17 protein-coding genes are annotated in these 21,026 nt (G+C 51.7%); 13 read left to right on the top strand and 4 right to left on the bottom strand.

Features of this window, described 5'->3' with window-relative positions; genetic code table 11:
* Window positions 1–98: 98 nt before the first annotated feature.
* The 3 genes from ACJJIL_RS18380 to ACJJIL_RS18370 all read left to right on the top strand — a co-directional run bounded on the left by ACJJIL_RS18380 (window position 99) and on the right by ACJJIL_RS18370 (window position 2,655).
* Window positions 99–938, top strand: a complete 840-nt coding sequence (locus ACJJIL_RS18380; protein WP_444926700.1) for a hypothetical protein — start codon at window positions 99–101, stop codon at window positions 936–938.
* A gap of 160 nt (window positions 939–1,098) precedes the next feature.
* On the top strand, window positions 1,099–1,368 hold the full coding sequence (locus ACJJIL_RS18375) for a hypothetical protein (RefSeq protein WP_445360458.1): 270 nt from the start codon (window positions 1,099–1,101) through the stop codon (window positions 1,366–1,368).
* 48 nt (window positions 1,369–1,416) lie between these two features.
* Complete coding sequence (locus ACJJIL_RS18370) at window positions 1,417–2,655, top strand: hypothetical protein (RefSeq protein ID WP_445360457.1); 1,239 nt, start codon at window positions 1,417–1,419, stop codon at window positions 2,653–2,655.
* A gap of 171 nt (window positions 2,656–2,826) precedes the next feature.
* Here the strand turns inward: ACJJIL_RS18370 and ACJJIL_RS18365 are convergent, their stop codons facing one another.
* Window positions 2,827–3,924: an NAD(P)/FAD-dependent oxidoreductase gene (locus tag ACJJIL_RS18365; protein WP_445360456.1), complete on the bottom strand. Its 1,098-nt coding sequence runs from the start codon at window positions 3,922–3,924 to the stop codon at window positions 2,827–2,829.
* 162 nt (window positions 3,925–4,086) lie between these two features.
* On the opposite strand from ACJJIL_RS18365, the gene nadA reads away from it, so the two are divergent.
* The gene (gene nadA / locus ACJJIL_RS18360; RefSeq protein ID WP_444895159.1) at window positions 4,087–5,139 is read left to right on the top strand and encodes a quinolinate synthase NadA; all 1,053 of its coding nucleotides are present in this window, start codon (window positions 4,087–4,089) and stop codon (window positions 5,137–5,139) included.
* A gap of 67 nt (window positions 5,140–5,206) precedes the next feature.
* Here nadA and ACJJIL_RS18355 read toward each other — a convergent pair whose 3' ends face one another.
* On the bottom strand, window positions 5,207–6,715 hold the full coding sequence (locus ACJJIL_RS18355; RefSeq protein ID WP_444895158.1) for a M48 family metalloprotease: 1,509 nt from the start codon (window positions 6,713–6,715) through the stop codon (window positions 5,207–5,209).
* A gap of 192 nt (window positions 6,716–6,907) precedes the next feature.
* Here ACJJIL_RS18355 and ACJJIL_RS18350 point away from each other — a divergent pair, with 192 nt between their 5' ends.
* From ACJJIL_RS18350 to ACJJIL_RS18335, 4 genes are all read left to right on the top strand, one after another.
* Window positions 6,908–7,201 carry a sulfurtransferase TusA family protein gene (locus ACJJIL_RS18350; RefSeq protein ID WP_445359435.1) on the top strand — a complete coding sequence of 98 codons (294 nt, stop codon included), beginning with the start codon at window positions 6,908–6,910 and terminating at the stop codon, window positions 7,199–7,201.
* A gap of 23 nt (window positions 7,202–7,224) precedes the next feature.
* Complete coding sequence (locus tag ACJJIL_RS18345) at window positions 7,225–8,310, top strand: AI-2E family transporter (RefSeq protein ID WP_445359658.1); 1,086 nt, start codon at window positions 7,225–7,227, stop codon at window positions 8,308–8,310.
* A 91-nt stretch (window positions 8,311–8,401) separates the two neighbouring features.
* On the top strand, window positions 8,402–9,505 hold the full coding sequence (locus ACJJIL_RS18340; RefSeq protein WP_445360455.1) for a phosphoribosylaminoimidazolesuccinocarboxamide synthase: 1,104 nt from the start codon (window positions 8,402–8,404) through the stop codon (window positions 9,503–9,505).
* Window positions 9,506–9,621: 116 nt separating this feature from the next.
* Window positions 9,622–9,945: a YceK/YidQ family lipoprotein gene (locus tag ACJJIL_RS18335; RefSeq protein WP_445360454.1), complete on the top strand. Its 324-nt coding sequence runs from the start codon at window positions 9,622–9,624 to the stop codon at window positions 9,943–9,945.
* Between the two features lie 109 nt (window positions 9,946–10,054).
* Here the strand turns inward: ACJJIL_RS18335 and ACJJIL_RS18330 are convergent, their stop codons facing one another.
* Both ACJJIL_RS18330 and ACJJIL_RS18325 read right to left on the bottom strand, forming a co-directional pair.
* Entirely contained in the window at window positions 10,055–11,026 is a 972-nt protein-coding gene (locus ACJJIL_RS18330) for an IS30 family transposase (protein ID WP_445360453.1), read from the bottom strand.
* A 436-nt stretch (window positions 11,027–11,462) separates the two neighbouring features.
* Entirely contained in the window at window positions 11,463–12,368 is a 906-nt protein-coding gene (locus ACJJIL_RS18325) for a ribosome-inactivating family protein (protein ID WP_445360452.1), read from the bottom strand.
* A 359-nt stretch (window positions 12,369–12,727) separates the two neighbouring features.
* Here ACJJIL_RS18325 and ACJJIL_RS18320 point away from each other — a divergent pair, with 359 nt between their 5' ends.
* The 5 genes from ACJJIL_RS18320 to ACJJIL_RS18300 all read left to right on the top strand — a co-directional run bounded on the left by ACJJIL_RS18320 (window position 12,728) and on the right by ACJJIL_RS18300 (window position 20,962).
* Window positions 12,728–15,088: a marine proteobacterial sortase target protein gene (locus tag ACJJIL_RS18320; RefSeq protein ID WP_445360451.1), complete on the top strand. Its 2,361-nt coding sequence runs from the start codon at window positions 12,728–12,730 to the stop codon at window positions 15,086–15,088.
* A gap of 2 nt (window positions 15,089–15,090) precedes the next feature.
* Entirely contained in the window at window positions 15,091–15,669 is a 579-nt protein-coding gene (locus ACJJIL_RS18315) for a class GN sortase (RefSeq protein WP_445360450.1), read from the top strand.
* A 448-nt stretch (window positions 15,670–16,117) separates the two neighbouring features.
* Window positions 16,118–18,787, top strand: coding sequence for a pyruvate dehydrogenase (acetyl-transferring), homodimeric type (gene aceE, locus ACJJIL_RS18310; RefSeq protein ID WP_413664434.1), 2,670 nt, complete (start codon window positions 16,118–16,120; stop codon window positions 18,785–18,787).
* A 17-nt stretch (window positions 18,788–18,804) separates the two neighbouring features.
* Window positions 18,805–20,448, top strand: a complete 1,644-nt coding sequence (gene aceF, locus ACJJIL_RS18305; RefSeq protein ID WP_445360449.1) for a dihydrolipoyllysine-residue acetyltransferase — start codon at window positions 18,805–18,807, stop codon at window positions 20,446–20,448.
* A gap of 241 nt (window positions 20,449–20,689) precedes the next feature.
* Window positions 20,690–20,962 carry a hypothetical protein gene (locus tag ACJJIL_RS18300; RefSeq protein WP_282934208.1) on the top strand — a complete coding sequence of 91 codons (273 nt, stop codon included), beginning with the start codon at window positions 20,690–20,692 and terminating at the stop codon, window positions 20,960–20,962.
* The last annotated feature ends 64 nt before the right edge of the window (window positions 20,963–21,026 follow it).

Here is a 21,026-nt window from a genome sequence, read left to right as displayed (position 1 = left end):
TCTACTTTCCAAAGAGAGTTCAGGTTTTGATTTGGGGGCGTTGTGCTGTGCATTTGCTTAACGCAAGAGGTGAAATCTATGGATAAGGAATTAGTTAAATGAAAGTTTGGACTTCAGTTACTGCAATAGCTGCGCTCACTTTTAGTGGTCACTCTATGGGCGGTAATAATACGACTGATATTGACCAGGATGGCGACGGACATCTGGCAACAGTAGATCAGTCTAATCCTACCAGCACCAATAATACCGTTTCAATAACCCAAACCGGAGACTCACATCAAGTGTCTGTTTTACAGGGGGCACTTACAGATTTGAATATGGGCACGGTGGAGCAATCGGGTTTGATGAATGAGGCGATTCTGGAGCAAATTGCAGAAGTCTCAGAAAGTACAGCTCTAATTAGTCAATCTGGCGATGGCAACTTCGGTTGGGTGGTTCAGGATGACTTTGTTGTTGCAGGTAGTGCCTCTGTTATCCAGTCCGGTTCAAATAATGAGGGTATTGCTGCCCAGGTGGATGTTGGGGGGATACAGGGAACTGTTGCTGTTACTCAGACTGGGACAATGAACTTTGCACAAGCAATCCATGAGGATTTTGCGCTTAATAGCACTGGGCTAATTAATCAACTTGGGAGTGAAAATAGTGCCGAGTTATTTCAGGGAGACTTAACTGAATCAAGCTTTATTAGTGTTGAGCAAGATGGAACTCTCAACGAGGCATTGGTAGGGCAGGGCTTTGCTCTTTTCTCCTCTATTACCACCTTCCAGAGTGGTGATATGAATTATGTAGAAGTCTCTCAGTTGGGACTAAGTACTGGATTGGCCACTGTCTCCCAGATAGGTTCTTCCAATATTCATGTCACGACACAAACAAATGATGGGCAGGTGGCTATTGCTAGCCAAGTGGGGGGGGGTAATACGGGAAGTATTATGCAGTAGAATTTCAAGGCCATAAAATTATGCCTGTATTTATTATTGTTAATTCATAATTTTTAATTGTGATTGATAGTGCTAAATAGTTATGAATTCCTCGTTATCCTTGTGAGGAAGTCCCCTGCTCAGTAGTTTGGTCGGTAATTTGTTTGAAAAGGAATTTGCTATGAAGTTTATGAAGCCATTGGCTGCGGCAGTGTTGGCCGTGATTCACTGTGGGGCTTTAGCAGACAGTAATGTCAGCAGTGTCTCCCAGCAGGGCTCTATGAATGCAGCCACAATTGACCAGTCTGATCCTTCGGTTACAGATAATCAGATTGTGGTTATTCAAGATGGAACTGGAAATGTCTCTGATGCGGAACAGGTGAATAATACAACCAATAGTGTGATTACACACATACAAATTGGAGATAACAATGAGGCAAGTTCGATTTAGGATATAAATGTTAATGCAGCTAATAACACAATTAATCAACAGGGGGATATGAATCAGGCTGAGTCCTTTCAGGAGAATACAGTTGAATCATCCAGTTTAACGGTCAACCAATTTGGCAATTCCAACGATGCGGACCTTGATCAGGAGGAGGGAGTTACCCAGAGCCTGGTGTTGATCACTCAAACAGGGGATATGAACGATGCAGTGGTCCCACAAGGGGATATCGTGAGTAATAGTTCTGTGGTCGCAACCCAGTCGGGAACTGATAATGAATTTGAGTCCAGGCAGGATAACCAAGTTAGTTTCAGTAGTGTAATCTCATCTCAGGTGGGCTCAACAAACAGAACCGAATTGGAGCAGGAAGACTTAATTGATACCAGCACGATTAGTGGTGTTCAAAATGGTGATATGAACGATGCAGATGCACAACAGTCGACTGTAATTTCGGCTAGCACTATTATTGTTAATCAAGTTGGCGATGATAATGTTTTAGATGTCGATCAGTTTAGCAATATCACTTCATCCACCGCGACTATTATACAGCTGGGCTCTTCAAATGATGGTGATATAGTTCAGGCTTCAGTTGTTGATTCGTCTACCGCGAGCATTTTTCAATCAGGTGCAAGTAATCAGGCAGACGTAGATCAGGGTGATGAGATTTCAAATAGCTCTATCATTGTTACCCAAAACGGCAATGACAATGGAATGTTTGTAGATCAGGAAGACCTGGTTTCCCAGAGTTTTATCACTATTAACCAAACTGGCGATAACAATGAAGCCGGGGTAAGTCAAGAGGAAGACGTTTCCTCAACAGCCGCGACTGTTATACAAAACGGTAGTATGAATGAAGTAGATATTAGTCAAAGTAATTTTGTAGACTCTTCAACATTGACGGTATTTCAGAGTGGTTCCACCAATATGGTGGATGCTGAACAGGACGAATTTATTAGTAATAGTGTGATTGATATCACCCAATCGGGAACGGATAATACCGCTGATGTTGAGCAAGATACATTGGTTGATCTGAGTAGTGTGACTACTTTGCAAACTGGCACATCAAATTTTCTGATGGTGTTACAAACGGATGTCACATCATCCAATATCACCATTACCCAAGATGGAAATATGAATACGGTTGATGTTAGCCAAACTGGGGTTTCCAGTAGCGCCAGCACCACCTCTCAATCAGGTACTTTAAATACTCATACCACCACTCAAGTGAATGATTTCCAAACCGCACTGGCAACACAGCTGGGTACGGGAAATATGGGTATGATTATTCAGTAATTCGCACCGTAAAAGCTAGAGGGAAAGAATACCCTGGGGTTTATGTTGAACCTGATGTAGGTGATTGGTGGATAAATACTATTCCTACTTTATCACTTCAATAGCGTATTCTTTCTGCTTTCGTTGTGATTGTTTGAGTTAAACAGAATTTCTCTTCCAGTGGATAAATAATTAGCAAATCATTTTTACGATTACTTCTCCGAGGTACAGTGAAGAGGTCAGCCCGGGGGATTCAATTCCAAAAAATGCCACTAACTGAGATTTATCCGATAGGCTTTTGTGATAAATCTGGAAATCACCAGCGGGGTGGCCCTTGCGTACAATTTTGGAGCGAATGCCCGCATAGCCAGGCCGTAAAGTATTCTTTGATATTCCAGGCCAGTAGCGACGGATGTTGTCATGAAATGTATTTAGTTTACTCGGATCTACTTGGTAGTTAATGGTTTTAATCCACTCCACATCTGGGCCAAACCTCGCCCCTCCAGCCAAATCCAGAGTGAGATGAATTCCCAGACCGGCACCTTCAGGTAGAGGGTAAATTAAGTGTGAAAAAGGCACCTTGCTTGACTGAGTAAAATAACTGCCCTTAACAAAATATGTGGTGGGAATTTCCCGTTTTATAACTTCGTTATTTACTGTGCTCATCAGTGAGCTGGTGTGAAGGCCTGCGGTCAGGATGAGGTTGCGGGCTGTCAGTCTGTAGCCATCCTTCATCACCAGTTGGCAAGTGCCATTGGATATTTCAATGCGCACAACCTTACTCGCAAGTATGACTTCACCGCCCTTGGACTCTGTGGCGCCTTCGAGAGCCAGCATCAGGCTGTGGCTGTCGATAATGCCCGTCGTCGGTGAGTAGATGGCCCCGGCACACTGTAATTCCGGCTCCATAGATAGAGCCTCTTTAGTGTTCAGTAAACGAAGTCCCCCAGCGTTGTTTGCATCCCCCTGGGCTTCGAGGGCTCGGAGTTGCGGCAGCTGTGCTTTATCGGTGGCGACTACCAGTTTGCCGATTTGCTTATGGGGCACCGCGTATTCTTGGCAAAATTGGTACAGCATGGATTTACCTTTAACACAGGCACGAGCTTTCAAGCTGTTTGTTGGATAGTAGAGGCCTGCGTGAATAACCTCACTATTGCGCGCGCTGGTTTCAGTTCCAATGGCACTGTGTTGTTCCAGTACCAACACTTTGTGGCCAGCGCGGCTCAGCTGGTAGGCGCAGGCAAGTCCTAATACCCCAGCCCCGACTATCGCGGTATCCAAAATCTCCATAGCGGTCCTGTTGCCGAAATGTGTACTTTCTGAGGTGACCAGGTTGACTCCCTTCGGCCTATTTTGCCTGTAACGCCAGATTAAAATTGCTGTTGAAAGGGTGCGTGGTGGTGTCGTTTCATTGCGCTATAATGCGCGCTTTTCCGCGACTGGAAGTTAGTCATGACTCATAAGTCCATTGCCGCAGACAAGGTAGATTCTCGCTCTTTGGTGCAAGCGCACCTGGCGGAGCCGGTAATGTCTCAATATAGCGAAGAAGAGCTGCAAGAATGGCGCGAGCGCATCAAGCGCTTGTTGAAAGAACAGAATGCAGTATTGGTCGCACACTACTATACCGACCCTTTGATTCAGGCCCTGGCGGAGGAAACCGGTGGCTGCGTTTCTGATTCATTGGAAATGGCCCGTTTTGGCGCTCAGCACTCGGCGGATACTCTGGTAGTGGCCGGAGTAAAGTTTATGGGTGAGACCGCTAAGATCCTTACCCCGAACAAGAAAGTACTGATGCCGACCCTTGAGGCAACCTGCTCCCTGGATCTCGGCTGCCCCCCGCAAGAATTCTCTGACTTTTGCGATCAGCACCCGGACCGGACTGTGGTGGTTTATGCCAATACTTCTGCTGCGGTAAAAGCCAGGGCCGATTGGGTGGTGACCTCGAGTATTGCGCTGGATGTGGTGGATCACCTGGATGCCAATGGCGAAAAAATCCTTTGGGCACCTGACAAACACCTCGGCGGCTATGTCCAGCGGGAAACCGGCGCAGACGTACTGTTATGGGACGGTTCCTGTATTGTGCATGAAGAGTTTAAGGCCAAGGGGGTTGAGGACTTAAAGGCCCTCTACCCGGATGCTGTGGTTCTAGTGCATCCTGAATCTCCCGCCTCTGTGGTAGCCCTGGCCGATGTGGTGGGTTCTACCTCACAGATTATTAATGCTGCCAAGACCCGCCCGGAGAAGCGCTTTATTGTGGCTACCGACCAGGGCATTTTCTACAAGATGCAGCAGGAGTGCCCAGACAAGGAGCTTATGGTAGCGCCAACCGCCGGTGCTGGAGCCACTTGCCGCAGCTGTGCTAATTGCCCCTGGATGGCGATGAACTCTCTGGAGAACCTCTGCGGTGTACTGGAGCGCGGGGATAATGAGATCTTTGTGGACCCGGAACTGGGGCGCAAGGCGATGATCCCGCTACAGCGGATGTTGGATTTCCGCAAAGGTTAGCTCTTGAGAGAATAGCGGTGGGTAAACAAAAAGAGCGGCCAGTGGCCGCTCTTTTTCGTTGGGGGAGTTACAGCTCCTCGATTCTTTCCTGCATTTTCAGCACATCTTTGAGGCGCTGTTCCAGGATGGCATTGACCTGGTAATCGTCTTTTGACATGCGAATCCCATGGCGCAGGTGTTGAATAGCCTTGTCGAATATGCCGTTGAGGATGTAATACTCGGCCCGGGCCTCGTGCACGCCAACAATATCTCCGGCTAATCCGTGGGTCTCCGCCAATAGATACCAAACTGCCGGGTCTTTCTTCCGTGTACGGCTATATTTCGCCAGCAGGCGCTCTGCAGCCAGGTAATTGCCGGCTTTAAAGTGGGCATTGGCGAGCCCCATGATTAAGGCATGATCTCCCGGATTGCGATCGAGGGCCCACTGCAGGCGCTTGGTGGCACTGCTGTAGTCTTCTCGCAACAGATCGATATCCGCTCGGGCCAGCACATAGGCTGCTTTTGAGGGGGTCTTGTCTAACAGGGGCTGCAGGGTGTCCAGCGCTGAATCGGGCCTGCCTGCGGCTACTTGGGCCAGGGCGAGGCCGTAACGGGCGGCATCCTCATTGTCATTAATACCATTCAGCTCCGCGCTAAAGCGTTTTACTGCTTGCTGCGGCGTTGGTTCTGTGGCGAGCCGCACTCGGGCGCGCATCAGGTGATAATCCAGATCCTCGCTGGGAGCCACTTTTTCCATACGCTGAGCGCGCAACTTGGCATCGGCAATACGCTTTTCTGTAACGGGGTGGGTCAGGAGAAATTCTGGCGGGCGCTGGTAGTAACGTGTGGCCTTGAGCATTTGCTCGAACATTTCACCGGCGGCCTCTGGATCGCGGCCGGATTTGGCCAGGGTATCGATACCGACCCTATCTGCCTCTTGCTCATTCTTGCGGCTGAATCGCAGCTGGTTGTCCAGGGCTGCAGCCTGGGTCACGCTCATGGCCGCGATCCCCGCTTCACCACCGGCGGTAGCCGCCAGAACCAGGGCGCCGAGCATACCGGCCAGAGTGGGAATTGTGCTATTGCGCTGTGCTTCCAGGGAGCGGGCGTAGTGCCGCTGGCTGAGGTGGCCCAATTCGTGGGCAACTACCGATGCAAACTGGTCTTCACGCTCTGCAAACAGAAACAGGCCGGTATGGACCCCCATGACTCCACCGGGGACTGCAAAGGCGTTCATGGTTTTGTTGTTTACTACAACAACATCAATTTCTTTGTCTTCCAGTGGGCTGTACTCGGCCAATTCCTTGACCATGCCCTCGACAAATTGCTGGATCAGGGCATCACTGGAGGTGCGAACCTGACTGCGAAAAATACGCAGCCACATCTGCCCCAGTTCTTTTTCCTGGGTGTGGGATACGACACCGCTGGTTCTGTCACCGAGCTCCGGGAGGCGGATTTCATCACTGTCCGCTATGGCAGCAAACGGGACTGCGCCGAGTAACAACCCCATACCCAGGCTTCGCAGTCCTGCGCGAAGTCGGTGGAGGATAGCTGGGGGGCGCGTTCGGTGAAGCAGGCTGTTTTTGGAATCAGTCATCTTGATTACTGCTCGGTCTGTCCATGAAGGATCTATAGTCCAACTCTATACGCTACCCCGTTGGACTGTCGAGGGTTGGACTTAGTGGACCATAAAAGGTTCACGCTTGCGCCAGGCGGAAAGTTAAAAAGCGTAAAGCCTGTGCGGGTTATGGCGTCTGGTTCGCGCTATAATCCCCGGCAATTCTGGTTTGTGACTAAAAAGGCAATGTCAGTAACTTCTTCTACCAATCAGCCCGATACCCAGATACCGAACTGGGACGCGGCCACTATTGTGGATGCAAGAAATCTGCCCTGCCCACAACCGTTACTGACCATGCGCCGGGCATTGCGGGAATACCCAGAGGGAACGCTGCTTTGTGTGCTGGCCACTGATGAAGGGTCCTGGCGAGACTTCCACAGTTTTGCGTCTTTAAGTGGCCGGTCCCTGCTCCGCGCTGAGCGACGTAATAATACCTTTCAATATTGGCTGTACGCTGGCAAATGAATAAAGATAAATCCCGAGAGTCTATGTTATCGATTGTAAAAGGCTGGGTGAACCGCTACTTCAGTCAGGAAGAAGTGGTGCTTCTGGTTTTAATATTGACCCTGGCCCTGGTGGTCCTGGCGACTCTGGGCGCTGTGCTGGCCCCGGTATTCACCGCGCTGGTGATCGCCTTCCTGATGCAGGGTATGGTGCAAAAGCTGAAGTCTTGGCGTGTGCCACACTGGCTGGCGGTTACCCTGTCCTGCTTGGTGTTGGTGGGTACTATTGTGGCTCTGTTATTTGTGGTACTACCTATTATCTGGCGTCAGTTGGTGCGGCTTGGGGCAGAGTTGCCCAATATGGTGCAGCGCGGCCAAGAACTATTATTGTTACTCCCTGAGCGCTACCCACGATTAATTTCAGCCGGACAGATCGATGAAATCTTCAATACCCTTGGCAGCGAATTGGGCGGCCTGGGACAGACACTGCTGGCCTTCTCCCTTACCAATCTACCCATTTTTGCCGGCTTGCTGATTTACGTTGTAGTGGTGCCGATCCTGGTGTTCTTCTTCCTTAAGGATGCGGAACAGTTGATCCGCTGGTGCACCTCTTTCCTGCCCAAAGAGCGGCCCATGCTCCACCAGATTTGGCATGAGATGAATGATCAGGTGGCCAATTATGTACGCGGTAAGGTAATAGAAATTGGCATTGTGGCTGCTGTCAGTTATGCCGCCTTCCTGTTACTGGGGGTGAACTACGCCCTGTTGCTGGCGGTAGCTGTGGGTTTCAGTGTGTTGATTCCTTATATCGGTGCAGCGGTTGTCACTATCCCCGTTGCGGCTATTGGGCTTTTCCAGTGGGGGTGGAGTAATGAGTTTCTCTACCTGATGGTGACTTACGGCATCATCCAACTGCTCGATGGCAACGTACTGGTACCACTGCTGTTTTCTGAGGCAGTTAACCTGCACCCGGTTGCTATTATCCTCGCGGTATTGTTCTTTGGCGGCATCTGGGGCTTCTGGGGCGTCTTCTTTGCAATTCCCCTGGCGACCTTGCTCAAGGCCATTATGAGTGCCTGGCCCACCCATGAGCACCAGGTGGAATGGGAGGCCCGGCGAAGCTCGGAGTAATTGCCCGATATCTTTCTTTGTCTGTAGGCTGCGGCATTTGCTAGAATGCCGCGCTTTCTTTTATTTGGTCCCTTCAAATAGGTGAGAGCCCATGAGCCTGGCTGACAAAGTTCTAGCGGTCAATAATGACCTGCCGATCCGCACCGACAAGCCTATCCACAGTGGCAAGGTCCGTTCCGTATACTGGCTGAGCGAAGAAGACAGCCGTCGCCTGATTGAGGAGAAGGGCTACCCGGTTTCTCCTGATACCCCACTTGCGGTAATGGTGATTTCCGATCGCATCTCCGCGTTCGACTGTATCTGGACTGGCGAAGGCGGTATGCGTGGCGTACCAGGCAAGGGCGCAGCACTAAATGCTATTTCCAACCACTGGTTCAAGCTGTTTAAAGAGCAGGGCCTCGCCGATAGCCATATTCTCGATATCCCGCATCCTCTGGTGTGGATCGTACAGAAGGCGCGCCCGGTTATGATCGAAGCGATCGCCCGTCAGTACATTACCGGCTCCATGTGGCGCTCCTATAAGAAGGGTGAGCGGGAGTTCTGTGGTATCGAGATTTCTGATGGCTTGCAGAAAGACCAGAAGCTGCCTGAATTGCTCATTACCCCCTCCAGCAAAGGCATTCTCAAGGGTATCCCCGGCGTGCCGGAAGCAGACGATGTCAATGTCACCCGCAAGAATATCGAAGACAATTTCGAAGCCTTCGGCTTCCGCAATGCAGGCGATATCGACCTGTACGAGAAGTTGCTGAAAGAAGGTTTCGATTTGATTTCCGCAGAGTTAGAAAAGCTCGACCAGGTCTTTGTCGATACCAAGTTTGAATTCGGCTATGTCACCGATGCCAATGGTGAAGAAAAGCTGATTTATATGGATGAGGTGGGTACTCCGGACTCCTCCCGTATCTGGGATGGCGAACAGTACCGCGCAGGTAAGGTTGTGGAGAAATCCAAAGAGGGTTTTCGCCAGGCGCTGCTCAACTACTTCCCCGATGCAGATATCCTGTTGAACAAAGATCGTATGAATGAGCGCTCGGCTTTGGCTCGTGATAACGAACTGCCAGAATCTATGCTGATGGATCTCTCTAATACTTATATTGGCATTGCTGAGAAGATTATTGGTACGAAACTAGAGATATCTGATAATCCTAAAGCGGAATTGCTTGAAGTATTGCGTAAGGATTATGGCTTGGTCGATTGATCTCAGTTTGATTGATAAAAAACCGGCGCTTGCGCCGGTTTTTTTGTGTCCAATAATTGTTGGATTGAAATTCTAGATTTACAGATTAAATCTGGATGGCGATAAAAGGCGTTTAAATGAAAAAAATTATCACAATTGCACTTACCTTAAAGCTGATCGGGTGTGGCACCGCGAGCACTGTTGGTCGGGACAACTATGCTGTCGGTAGTGCTTTAATGCGGCAAGGTTCATACTGCAATAGTATGCCCCGTGTATATAGTGGTGTGGCTTACAATCTGTGTAAGATGAACTCCAAGCCTAAAAACTTTGGCAATATCATTTTGGCTTGCACTGTAGTTGATTCAATGTTTTCTGTGGTGTTGGATACCGCTGCTCTTCCCTACACTATTTATTCTCAGAATAAATATGGGAGCTTTAGGTTGCGGGAGCATATCCGCTAGTGGTGTATAGAATTGCAGCTTGAATTGTCGTCTTGGTGGGCTAATAAAAGCCGGCGTGAGTGCCGGTTTTTTTATATTTCCTGCATTCAACTCTGAAGTGCATCACCCTTTAGGCTGCTGCGGCAGCCGTATATTCCCCCAAGGCTTGTTTTGGGGTTTTATAGCCCAACAACTTTCTCGGATGATTATTTAAGCGCTCAATAGCTGCTTCGACATCTGCTTGGTCCACAAACTTGAAATCAGTTTGTTTTAGAAAGTACTGACGCAGCAGGCCACTAGTATTCTCATTTAGGCCTCTCTCCCAAGATGAATACGGATGCGCAAAATAGACCTTCGCATCCAGAGCCTCACCAATCTTCTCGTGCAGAGCAAACTCTTTGCCGTTATTGGCGGTAATCGTGTGTACGAAATCTCTGTATGGCTCAAGTAATGCAATGGCAGCTTGAGCAACCAACTCTGCTGTCTTGCGTTCAACCTGCTGAGAGAGGGTAAATTTGCTCTTACGATCTACAATGGTGACCAGAGCACCGCTATGGCCTTTACCTATAACGGTGTCAATTTCCCAGTCTCCGATGCGCGATTTATCATCGACAACTTCTGGGCGCTCTTCGATACTGATGGCGTTCTTGATGTGTCCTCGAGTTGACTTTCCATTGGCCCGCTTGTTGTAGGGCCTATCCCGACGTCGTAAATTCTCGTAAAGGGTCCCGCTACGCCGCTTATCTGCCCAGATATACAAGTAGATAGTTTCATAGCTAATCGACAGGCTTTTTTCCCGATCTAGCCAGCCGGAAATTTGTTCTGGGCTCCACTGTAGCTTCAGTTTGCTCTCTATCAGAGCAACCGCCTTGGATAGCATTTTTGTTGGCCTTCCTGCCTGCCTACGCCGCTCTTCAGCCATCTGCTGAGCTTGCTTATAGCGGTAGCCTCTTCCGCCTCGATTACGAGCGAGCTCTCTGCTGATCGTAGGCTGGCTAACACCAATCTCCCTGGCAATTGCCCTCTGACTCCAATCACTTTTCTTTAGCGCCCAAATCTGGCATCGTTGCTCTTCGGTCAGCTGTCGGTAACGTCTTGTCATCACTTAATCTCTTGGCGGAGAAGAAGCGGCAGATGTTACCTTCAGCTGACCGTTCTTTTCCAGATGATTAACTGATGCACTTCAGAGTTGAATGCAGGTGTTATATATTCTCAGAATAAATATGGGAATTTTAAATTACGGAAGTATGTTGCTAGTGCATGCAATAGGGGCTAGGGTCTATAGTTTAGTCGAATGTTTTGGGTCTAAATAGGTGGTTCGCGGTACATGACTTCAGGGGTTGCAATCTGCCATAAAATAAAGAGTGTTGATAGATTGGTGTATTTGCAGTTTTGATTGCCGACGGCTAGAAATTAATATGGTTTTGTGGGGTGGTTTATAGTTTAATGGCTGTTAGAGATAATGTATTATAAATACAGCAAGCTTGAAAAGTTGGGGTGTGATTTGTCTTCAAGCTGCTGGCTTATGCTGGTTCTCGCTAAGGGGCTAATTTTTTCGGTGTGGTATTTAATTTAACTATATTTTTAAATCTCCTCTTTGCTCGTGTGCGCCTTTCTTTTATTTCTTTATTCTCTTTCTCTAGAAGTTTAGTTATTTTTTTATAGTGTTCTTCCTTGAGTTTTTTATCTTCCTTTTCCTTCAGGAAGCAGGGGACTCGTATATCGGGATTTTCTCCCTTGGTTCCAGTGCTCCAGTTGTTAACTGTTGTAAGGATTTCTTTAATGGTTGTGTATTCAATTTTGTCTTCGCAGGCGAGCTGTTTATTAAAGTATCTTGAGATTGAGTAGAACCTAATGCTTTCACTAATGATCATTGCCATAGTGCCAAACGCCAAGTGAAATTCGCTGCTAGGTTTGTTGTATCCGTTGAGGGCTTGTTTTAATATTGCAAAATCGGAACCAATCTTGCCTATGTTTACGTGTTTGCTATCTGCATAACTTCCAGTCAAGCCCAGATCGGGATAAGAGCCATCTGTGCTCATGGTGAAGTCATGTATTTTAGTATTTTCACTTAGATTAAGATTCTCCTCTTCGGAAAGTTTAAATATTCCCGTGCTTCTTCCCAGGGGAATGCAAGATAAGCCCTCTTTTAGGGGGGAGCTTAATTCTGTCTCTAAGTGGTATCTTGTTCCTGAATCACTCAAGGGGTTCGGGTCAAAGCCAACCACATATAAATCGTGTAAGGTTATATAGAAGTCAATGCGGAGCCCGTGGTATTCTAGTTGAGCAACCATATATCCCATGTCTTTTTTATCTTGGAGGCTTATTGTTTTGTTGCGTATATACGGCAGTCTAATATTGTTGGCGTGGCGGCCTAATACCCCAATATCTTTTAGGTATAACCCATGTGAGAGTCGTAATCTTTTGTGTATTTTAGGAGTCATGAGTTAATCTTTCGTTGATTTAAATGAGCCTATTCTAGAGGGGGTTAAGAAAAGAACAATCACAGGTGGTTACATGTGATTTCAAATGGTTTCAAGTTGGCGGTGAAGGTCGGAAGCTTACTTTATCCTAAGGTGAGTTTCTGTGCTTAATGTTTATGTGAAGGGTTTTGTTGAGGTAATTATATAAATGGATATTCAGGTGGTTCTTGATGCTTAATTAAAGCTTCTAATTGAGATGATACATACCCGCCACAATTCGCCATAATTCCTCCAGATTCTCGCCCGATTCCCTGCCACCTTTCGCCCGCTTCCCCCTGTTTAATAGCTTCAACATCCAATTTAAAAGTGGAGGGAAGTGAGTGAACAGGGTAACGTTATTTAAGCCGCAGTTTCATAAAGATGACCTGATGCTGCCGACCGAGGAATACTATCGCCGACGCCAAAAGACCGATGGGGCGGGGCGCTGGTGGTGCTTTGTTGTTGTAGTCCTGGCGGTTGTTGTTGCGGCAATCGGCGCCGAGGTCAATGCCCAGGTGCTTCCCGATGCCGGCGATACCCCCCAGTTGGAGCCTGCGGAGACCGTTACCCTAAATGATATAAAAGGAGGGGATTTACTTTTTAGCGGCAGTGAGCCGGGAAAGTATATCCCGGCGCTACACTTGGACAGCCAAGTGAATATCTCTGTGCGGGGACTGGTGGCGGAAGTCGCGCTTCGGCAACAATTTAAAAATACCAGTGACGCCTGGCAGGAGGCGGTTTACGCGCTGCCGCTGCCGGAGCAGGCTGCGGTGGCCGGGCTCGAGATTCAGGTGGGCGAGCGCCGTATTGTCGGCAAAGTCCACGAGCGCAAAGCGGCGGCTAAGATTTATAAGGCCGCCCGCGCCGCAGGTAAACGCGCGGCCCTTCTGGAGCAGCAGCGCCCAAACCTGTTTACCAATAAAGTGGCGAATATTGCTCCCGGCGAGACGGTGCAAATTAATATTCGCTACTTGCAGCCGGTCAATTATGACAGCGGTGTTTTTTCCTTGCGTATGCCTACCACATTGACCCCGCGCTATATCCCCGGCAAACCGATATCGCCTCAGGCGCTGAACGGCGATGAGCGGGAATTGGTGGTGGAGCAGAGTGGCTGGGCGCTGCCCACGGATCAGGTGCCGGATGCTGCGGCGATAACCCCGTTTATGCAGCCCGCGCAGGAGTTGCAGGCGCTGGGCAGCCACAGTATTGCGATCGAGGTGGATTTACACGGCGGTCTGCCGCTGGCAAAAATCGACAGTCCCTACCACGCCATTAATATCGATAACCGGGGTGAGGGCCGCTACCGGATTCAGCTGCGCGATGGTACTGCGGAGATGGATCGGGATTTTCTGCTGAACTGGCAACCGCGCGCTTCTGCCATGCCGCGCGCGGCGCTGTTTAGCGAACAAATCGCCGCAGAGCAGGGAGAAGGTGCGCAGGCGGGCGCCTATTTGCAGGTTATGCTACTCCCCCCCAGCGCCGGTACCAGCACCCAGCGTCTGCCGCGGGAAGTGATTTACGTTGTGGATACTTCCGGCTCCATGTCGGGCAATTCCATGCGCCAGGCGAAGGAGAGCCTCACCCTGGCACTGTCCCGCCTGCACAGCACTGACCGCTTTAATGTGATCGAATTTAACAGCACCACTCGCGCATTTTTCCCGCGTCCGATAGCGGCGAGCGCCGACAATATCCGCCGCGCGCGCCGGGAAATTGAAAACCTGAACGCCGAGGGGGGCACCGAAATGGCGCCGGCCCTGCGGATGGCATTTGGACAGCAGATGCAGGATGACACCAGCACGGTCCAGCAGGTGGTCTTTATTACCGATGGTGCGGTGGGCAATGAGCGGGCTCTGTTCGAGTTGATCAGTCAATCCCTACACAGCGCCCGCCTGTTTACCGTCGGTATCGGCTCGGCTCCCAACAGCCACTTTATGCGCAAGGCCGCCCAGTTCGGGCGCGGTACTTTTGTCACTATCGGTGATGTTTCCGAGGTGCGCGAGCGTATGCAGGCCCTGTTTGCCAAATTGGAAAATCCCATGGCTACCGATTTACAGCTCAGCTGGCCCCAGGGTGTGGTGGCAGATGCCTACCCCAAGCGCATCCCCGACCTGTATAGCGGTGAGCCTATCCAGTTGGTGGCAAAGGTGCAGGGCCACTTACTACAGGGGGATATTCAGCTGCGCGGGCGTATGGCCGGCAAGCAGTTTGTGCGTAAACTCGCCCTGAAAATAGACGGCGGCAGCGATACGCGGGGTATTGGCAGTGTCTGGGCGCGCAGTAAGATACAGGCGCTGCGGGACCAGCAGCTTGAGTCTGGGGAGCACTCGGATGCCGGCCAGGCTCTGCGCGAGCAGATTTTACAAACCGCCTTGAGTCATCAGCTCGCCAGCCCCTACACCAGCTTTGTCGCCGTCGAAGAGGAAGTGGTGCGCAGCGCTGCGGAAACCTTATCCCGCAGCCCGGTCGCTAATATGACAGCGCAGGGGCAGGTATTGCAGCGCCAGGCCTATCCGCAAACAGCTACCGGCCTCTACGGGCAGTTGTTGGTGGCGGCGTTGCTGCTGATATTGGCCGCCAGCCTCCGGCGGGGTCGCGCTCTGCGCGGCCACTGGATGCACACTCTGCGCCGCTTCTTGCGCAGGGTGTTGCCGGACCCCCGCCAGTTGAGCGGTGATGGTGCGCTAGAGCGGGGAGGAGTGTAAGCGTGCTTCGTTCACTGCTCTTTGTATTGTGCCTGGGGGCGGGGCTGTGGCAGCTGGGATCTGCCAGCTGGCTCCTGGCCAAGGCGGAGTTGGCCCAGGTGCTGATCGATAGCGCCTGGGAGGAGCAGCTGCTGGGCGGGGCTCTGCAAAAGCCCTGGCCCTGGGCGGACACCTGGCCAGTGGCCAAGTTAAAGTTGGAAGGACAGTCGCCATTAATTGTTCTCAGCGGCGGTAGTGGCCAGGCGTTGGCTTTCGGCCCTGGTCTCTTAGCTGGGTCCGGCAATCCTGGCGAGCCTCGCACCACGGTTATTGCCGCACACCGGGATACTCACTTTGCGGGATTAGAGCGTGTCAGGCGGGGTACCTCCATTTACCTGCAGGATAAACGCGGACGCTGGCATACTTATCGGGTTGCGGAAATGCGAATTGTGGACAGTGAGAGAGAGCGTTTGCCGATCTTTGCCGAGCGGGGTTTATTGCTGGTGACTTGTTACCCCTTTAATGCCCTGGCGGCTGGTGGCCCGCTGCGTTACTTGGTCTACGCTGAATATCAACCCGGTGGGGAGCTGGTTCAGCTGTGACTGATGTCTTTGTTTGAGACTCGATTTTGTAGTTCATTTTCTCAAAAATTCCACTAAATGTTCCGGTGAAACGGCCAAACGGCAAATAATTGTTTTGCTCTTTTGTTTTATTTGTTACTAACCGTCCTATCTGGAAAATTTTTTGTAGTAATACTACAATTCCCTCCGCTAACAACCGGGGATGGGGTTTTGTCCGCCAGTCTGCGCGGGCCCCGGAACAAATAATCACAGTCAAACTAGGCACTTGCGGCAATTAATTGCGCCGCTTTCCTCACCGTCATATTCGAGTAAAGATTCACAAACTTTGCATTTACGCCAACAAAGTTGGTGAATTGGCGGAACCAAGAAAAAAAGGAAGCTTTTTTTTGCTCGCGCTGTAGTTTGCCCGCGTACCGATTTTTGAGAAATAGACCGACTCGACGTCGCCTAATTCGCCGAGGAGCACTTGATGCACGAAGATACCGATAACCTCGAAACGCAGGAGTGGCTGGACGCGCTGCAAGCGGTTATCCGCTATAGCGGCAAAGAACGCGCAGCCTTCCTCCTGAAGCAGCTGTCTGACCGCGCTACCGATGTAGGCGTACAATTGCCTGCGGCAATCACCACTCCCTATCGCAACTCCATTCCGCCCAATGCGGAAAAGCGTATGCCTGGCGACTTATTTATGGAGCGCCGCATTCGCTCCCTGATTCGCTGGAATGCCCTGGCGATGGTGGTACGTGCCAACCAGAATGACGATGGCCTCGGCGGCCATATCTCCAGTTTCTCCTCTGCGGCCACACTCTACGATGTGGGCTTCAACTACTTCTTCCGTGGCAATGAAGGTGAAGAGCGCGGCGACCTGATTTTCTTCCAGGGTCACAGTGCACCGGGTATTTATGCCCGCTCCTACCTGGAAGGGCGTTTCGATGAAGAGCAGCTGGACAACTTCCGCCGCGAAGTGAACGGCAATGGCCTGTCCTCCTACCCGCACCCCTGGCTGATGCCAGAGTACTGGCAGTTCCCCACGGTCTCCATGGGATTGGGGCCGATCCAGGCGATTTACCAAGCGCACATTATGCGCTACCTGTCTGCCCGCGGCCTGTCCCCGCGCGGCGATCGCAAGGTGTGGGCTTTCCTTGGTGACGGTGAGTGTGACGAGCCGGAAACCCTGGGCGCAATTTCCCTGGCTGGCCGCGAGCAACTGGAAAATCTGGTGTTCGTGGTTAACTGTAACCTGCAGCGTCTGGACGGCCCGGTACGCGGCAACGGTAAGATCGTGCAGGAGCTGGAAGGCGTATTCCGCGGTGCCGGTTGGAATGTTGTCAAAGTACTCTGGGGCCGCCTGTGGGATCCGCTGCTAGAGAAAGATGACAAAGGCCTGTTGCAGAAAGTCATGGACGAAGTGGTCGATGGCGAGATGCAGAACTTCAAGGCCAACGGCGGCGCTTATACCCGCGAGCACTTCTTCGGCAAATACCCGGAGTTGCTGGAGCTGGTTAAGGATATGTCCGACGATGAGATTATGAAGCTCAATCGCGGCGGCCACGATCCTTACAAGGTATACGCAGCTTACGCAGCGGCGATGGCCCACAAAGGCCAGCCCACCGTGATCCTGGCCCAGACCGTTAAAGGTTACGGCTTAGGCTCCGCCGGCGAAGCGGCGATGGATACCCACTCCGTGAAGAAGCTGGACCTGGATTCCCTCAAGCGTTTCCGCGATCGCTTTGCCATTCCGCTCACCGATAAAGAGCTGGAAGAAGTTCCTTACTACCGCCCATCTCCGGACAGCCCGGAAATGAAATATATGGCGGAACGCCGCAAGGCCCTGGGCGGTCCGGTTCCCCGTCGCCCGGTTGAGTGCCCGAAACTGGAAGTTCCCGGTCTCGATGCCTTCAGCGCACTGACCAAAGGCTCCGGTGAGCGCGAAATCTCCACCACCATGGCATTTGTCCGCGCTATCGCGGCCTTGGTAAAAGACAAGAATATCGGCAAGAACATTGCGCCGATCGTTCCCGATGAAGCCCGTACCTTTGGTATGGAAGGCCTGTTCCGCCAGCTGGGTATCTATTCCTCCCAGGGGCAGCGCTACACCCCGGTGGATCACGGCCAGATCATGTATTACAAGGAAGATAAGAAAGGCCAGGTGCTGGAAGAGGGCATCAACGAAGCCGGTGCTATGTCCACCTGGATGGCGCTGGCCACGGCCTACAGCAACCACGGCGTGCCGATGGTGCCTTTCTATATCTACTACTCCATGTTCGGTTTCCAGCGTATCGGCGACCTGGCCTGGGCCGCTGGCGATATGCAGGCGCGCGGCTTCCTGATCGGTGCCACTGCTGGTCGTACCACCTTGAACGGTGAGGGTCTGCAGCACCAGGATGGCCACAGCCACGTACTGTCTTCCACTATCCCCAACTGCCGCAGCTACGACCCGGCTTACGGTTATGAGCTGGCGGTGGTTATGCAGCGCGGCTTGAAAGAGATGTACGAAGAGCAGAAGAACCTCTTCTACTACATCACTATCGAGAACGAAAACTACCTGCAGCCGGAAATGCCTCAGGGCGTGGAAGAGGGCATTATCCGCGGTATCTACAAGCTGCAGTCCAATGTCAAGAAAGGCGCCAAGGGCAAAGCGGCGAAGAAACATGTACAGCTGATTGGTGGCGGTACTATTTTGCGCGAAGTACTGGCAGCGGCGGATATCCTCGCCGACCAGTTCGGTGTGACCTCCGATGTCTGGAGCCTTACCTCCGCTGTGGAATCGGCCCGTGAAGGCCAGGATGTGGCGCGCTGGAATATGCTGCACCCGGAAGCCGAGCCGCGCAAAGCCTGGATCACTGAGCAGTTCGAAGGCAATACCTCCCCGGTTATCGCCTCCACCGACTACATCCGTTCCTATGTGGAGCCACTGCGCGAATTTATCGACGGTGAACTGACCACCCTGGGTACCGATGGTTTCGGCCGCAGTGACAGCCGCGAGCAGCTGCGTCGCTTCTTCGAAGTGGATCGCAACTACGTGGTGATCGCCGCACTGAACGGCTTGGCCAAGCAGGGCGTTATTGATGCGAAAGAGGTTGCGGAAGCAATCGTGAAGCTCAATATCGACGCCGAAAAAGTTAATCCACGCATCAGCTAAGAGAAGGCAAAACTCCTATGGCAAAACAAGTCATTAAAGTGCCTGATCTCGGTGGTGCCGATCAGGTGGATGTGATTGAAATTTCTGTTGCTGTCGGCGATACCGTCGCGCAAGAGGATTCACTGATTGTGGTGGAGGGCGATAAAGCCTCCATGGATGTGCCAGCCCCAGTGGCTGGCAAAATCCTCAGCATCAGTGTGAAAGAGGGCGATAAGGTCTCTGAAGGCGACGTGATTGGGGAAATCGAAACCGATGTGGCGGAAGCGCCGGCAGAGGAGCCCGCTGCGGCCCCCGCCAAGCAAGAAGCTGCACCAGTTGCAGAGCCTGTGGCTGAAGCCCCTGCGGCAGCGGCGAGCAGCGAGCCGAAAGAGGAAACGATCCAGATCCCGGATCTGGGCGGTGCTGATGCGGTTGATGTGATCGAGATCAGTGTACAGCCCGGTGATGTGGTTGAAGAGGGGGACTCCCTGATTGTGGTGGAAGGCGATAAAGCCTCTATGGATGTGCCTTCCCCCAGTGCCGGTACCGTGGTTTCTATCGCCGTTAAAGAAGGCGACAAGGTTTCCACAGGTGACACCTTGGGCGTGTTGAAAGTAGTTGCTGCAGGCGCCGCCGCGCCCGCTACTCCGGCTGCAGCCCCTGCAGCGACAGCGCCTGCCGAGAGCGCGCCACAGCAGGCATCTGCGTCTGTTGAGCCCCCGGCAGTGCCGCAGAAAGACTATCAGCTGGAGCGCAACCTCACCGCAGCAGCCCAGGTTTACGCCGGCCCCGCCGTGCGCAAACTGGCCCGCGAGTTGGGCGTTACCTTGAATAAGGTGAAGCCCACCGGCCCGCGCAACCGGGTCTCCAAGGACGATCTGCATAATTACATCCGCGAGCAGGTGAAGAAAGCTGAAAGCGGCGCGGTTGGTGTCGGCGGTGGAATCGGTATCGCCAAGATGCCGGATATCGACTTTAGCCAGTTTGGCCCGGTGAATGTGGAGCCGATGAGCAAGATCCACAAGATTACCGCAGCCAACATGTCGCGCAACTGGCTCAATGTGCCTCACGTCACCCAGTTTGACGATGCGGATATCACAGAGCTGGAAACCTTCCGCAAGTCCATGAAGGCCGAGGCGGAGAAGCGCGGAGTGAAGCTCACCCCAGTGCCTTTCCTGCTGAAAGCGGTAGCCGCAGCCCTGCGTGCAGAGCCGAGCTTTAATGTGTCCCTGCACAACGATGGCGAGCACATTGTGCGCAAGGACTATGTGCATGTGGGTATGGCAGTAGATACTCCAAAAGGCTTAATGGTGCCGGTTATCCGCGATGTGGATAAGAAAGGCCTGTACGAGCTGGCGGCAGAGGCCACTGAAATGGCCCTGAAAGCCCGCGATGGCAAGCTGAAGCCCAACGAGATGCAGGGCGCCTGCTTTACCATTTCCAGTTTGGGGGCTATCGGCGGCACCGGATTTACCCCGATCGTCAATTCTCCGGAAGTTGGTATCCTCGGTGTTTCCAAGCTGGCGATGAAGCCGGTGTGGAACGGTAAGGACTTTGAGCCTCGGCAGATGTTGCCCTTGGCGCTCTCCTACGATCACCGCGCGGTAAATGGCGGAGATGCCGGACGCTTTATGACTTATTTGGTCAGCGTGCTGGCGGATGTGCGCAGACTGTTGCTGTAATTGTCAGCGAGTTAAAGTCAGTAAAAAAAAGCGGCCAATCGGCCGCTTTTTTTATAGTCAGGGCTAAATTGCATATAAGTAAGTTAGCCTTTAAGTGGAAATGAAATATTCGCCGCGAAAAACATCAATAAGATGATTTGTGCGCAAATCGATTCTGGGTTGCTGGCTGCTAATGCCTCGGCAGCTAGACTCATAGAGAGGCTACTATCATCGCAGCACTGAAAATGTGAGGTGTCGGATTATGGGACCTACAAGGAAATTCGCGTTGCCGCTTGTGGCGGTATTTGCGATGCAGGGCTGCTTGTTTTTGCCTGCGGACGAAGTGGAGGGTGAAGACCCTTTCTTTTATGAGGCAGAGGCTGCCGGACAAAGCGCCAGCTTTGTGGAAGTCGGCAGTAACCACACAAAATACCCACAACCCCTTACCGCCAAAAGCGAATGCGAGGCGGCGGATTGCGTAGATAGCTTGCAGGACTCCATGGCCTGGTTTTTCCCTATATTGCGGGTTTACTAACGACAGTAGCCGAGCCCAGTGTGGAGCTGTTGCGAAATAGCCGGATCTAAAAGTGCGTGGATTC

It is taken from the genome of Microbulbifer maximicatervae (SeqCode) (assembly GCF_052468095.1).
Note: the sequence above shows the minus strand (reverse complement) of the source record. Positions and strands in the feature narration are given on the sequence as shown.

Bases quoted from the DNA above. Each gene is read 5' to 3' on its own strand.
- ACJJIL_RS18380 (WP_444926700.1), top strand. From the start codon at position 99: ATGAAAGTTTGGACTTCAGTTACTGCAATAGCTGCGCTCACTTTTAGT.
- ACJJIL_RS18375 (WP_445360458.1), top strand. From the start codon at position 1,099: ATGAAGTTTATGAAGCCATTGGCTGCGGCAGTGTTGGCCGTGATTCAC.
- ACJJIL_RS18370 (WP_445360457.1), top strand. From the start codon at position 1,417: ATGAATCAGGCTGAGTCCTTTCAGGAGAATACAGTTGAATCATCCAGT.
- ACJJIL_RS18365 (WP_445360456.1), bottom strand. From the start codon at position 3,924: ATGGAGATTTTGGATACCGCGATAGTCGGGGCTGGGGTATTAGGACTT.
- nadA (WP_444895159.1), top strand. From the start codon at position 4,087: ATGACTCATAAGTCCATTGCCGCAGACAAGGTAGATTCTCGCTCTTTG.
- ACJJIL_RS18355 (WP_444895158.1), bottom strand. From the start codon at position 6,715: ATGACTGATTCCAAAAACAGCCTGCTTCACCGAACGCGCCCCCCAGCT.
- ACJJIL_RS18345 (WP_445359658.1), top strand. From the start codon at position 7,225: ATGTTATCGATTGTAAAAGGCTGGGTGAACCGCTACTTCAGTCAGGAA.
- ACJJIL_RS18340 (WP_445360455.1), top strand. From the start codon at position 8,402: ATGAGCCTGGCTGACAAAGTTCTAGCGGTCAATAATGACCTGCCGATC.
- ACJJIL_RS18335 (WP_445360454.1), top strand. From the start codon at position 9,622: ATGAAAAAAATTATCACAATTGCACTTACCTTAAAGCTGATCGGGTGT.
- ACJJIL_RS18330 (WP_445360453.1), bottom strand. From the start codon at position 11,026: ATGACAAGACGTTACCGACAGCTGACCGAAGAGCAACGATGCCAGATT.
- ACJJIL_RS18325 (WP_445360452.1), bottom strand. From the start codon at position 12,368: ATGACTCCTAAAATACACAAAAGATTACGACTCTCACATGGGTTATAC.
- aceE (WP_413664434.1), top strand. From the start codon at position 16,118: ATGCACGAAGATACCGATAACCTCGAAACGCAGGAGTGGCTGGACGCG.
- aceF (WP_445360449.1), top strand. From the start codon at position 18,805: ATGGCAAAACAAGTCATTAAAGTGCCTGATCTCGGTGGTGCCGATCAG.
- ACJJIL_RS18300 (WP_282934208.1), top strand. From the start codon at position 20,690: ATGGGACCTACAAGGAAATTCGCGTTGCCGCTTGTGGCGGTATTTGCG.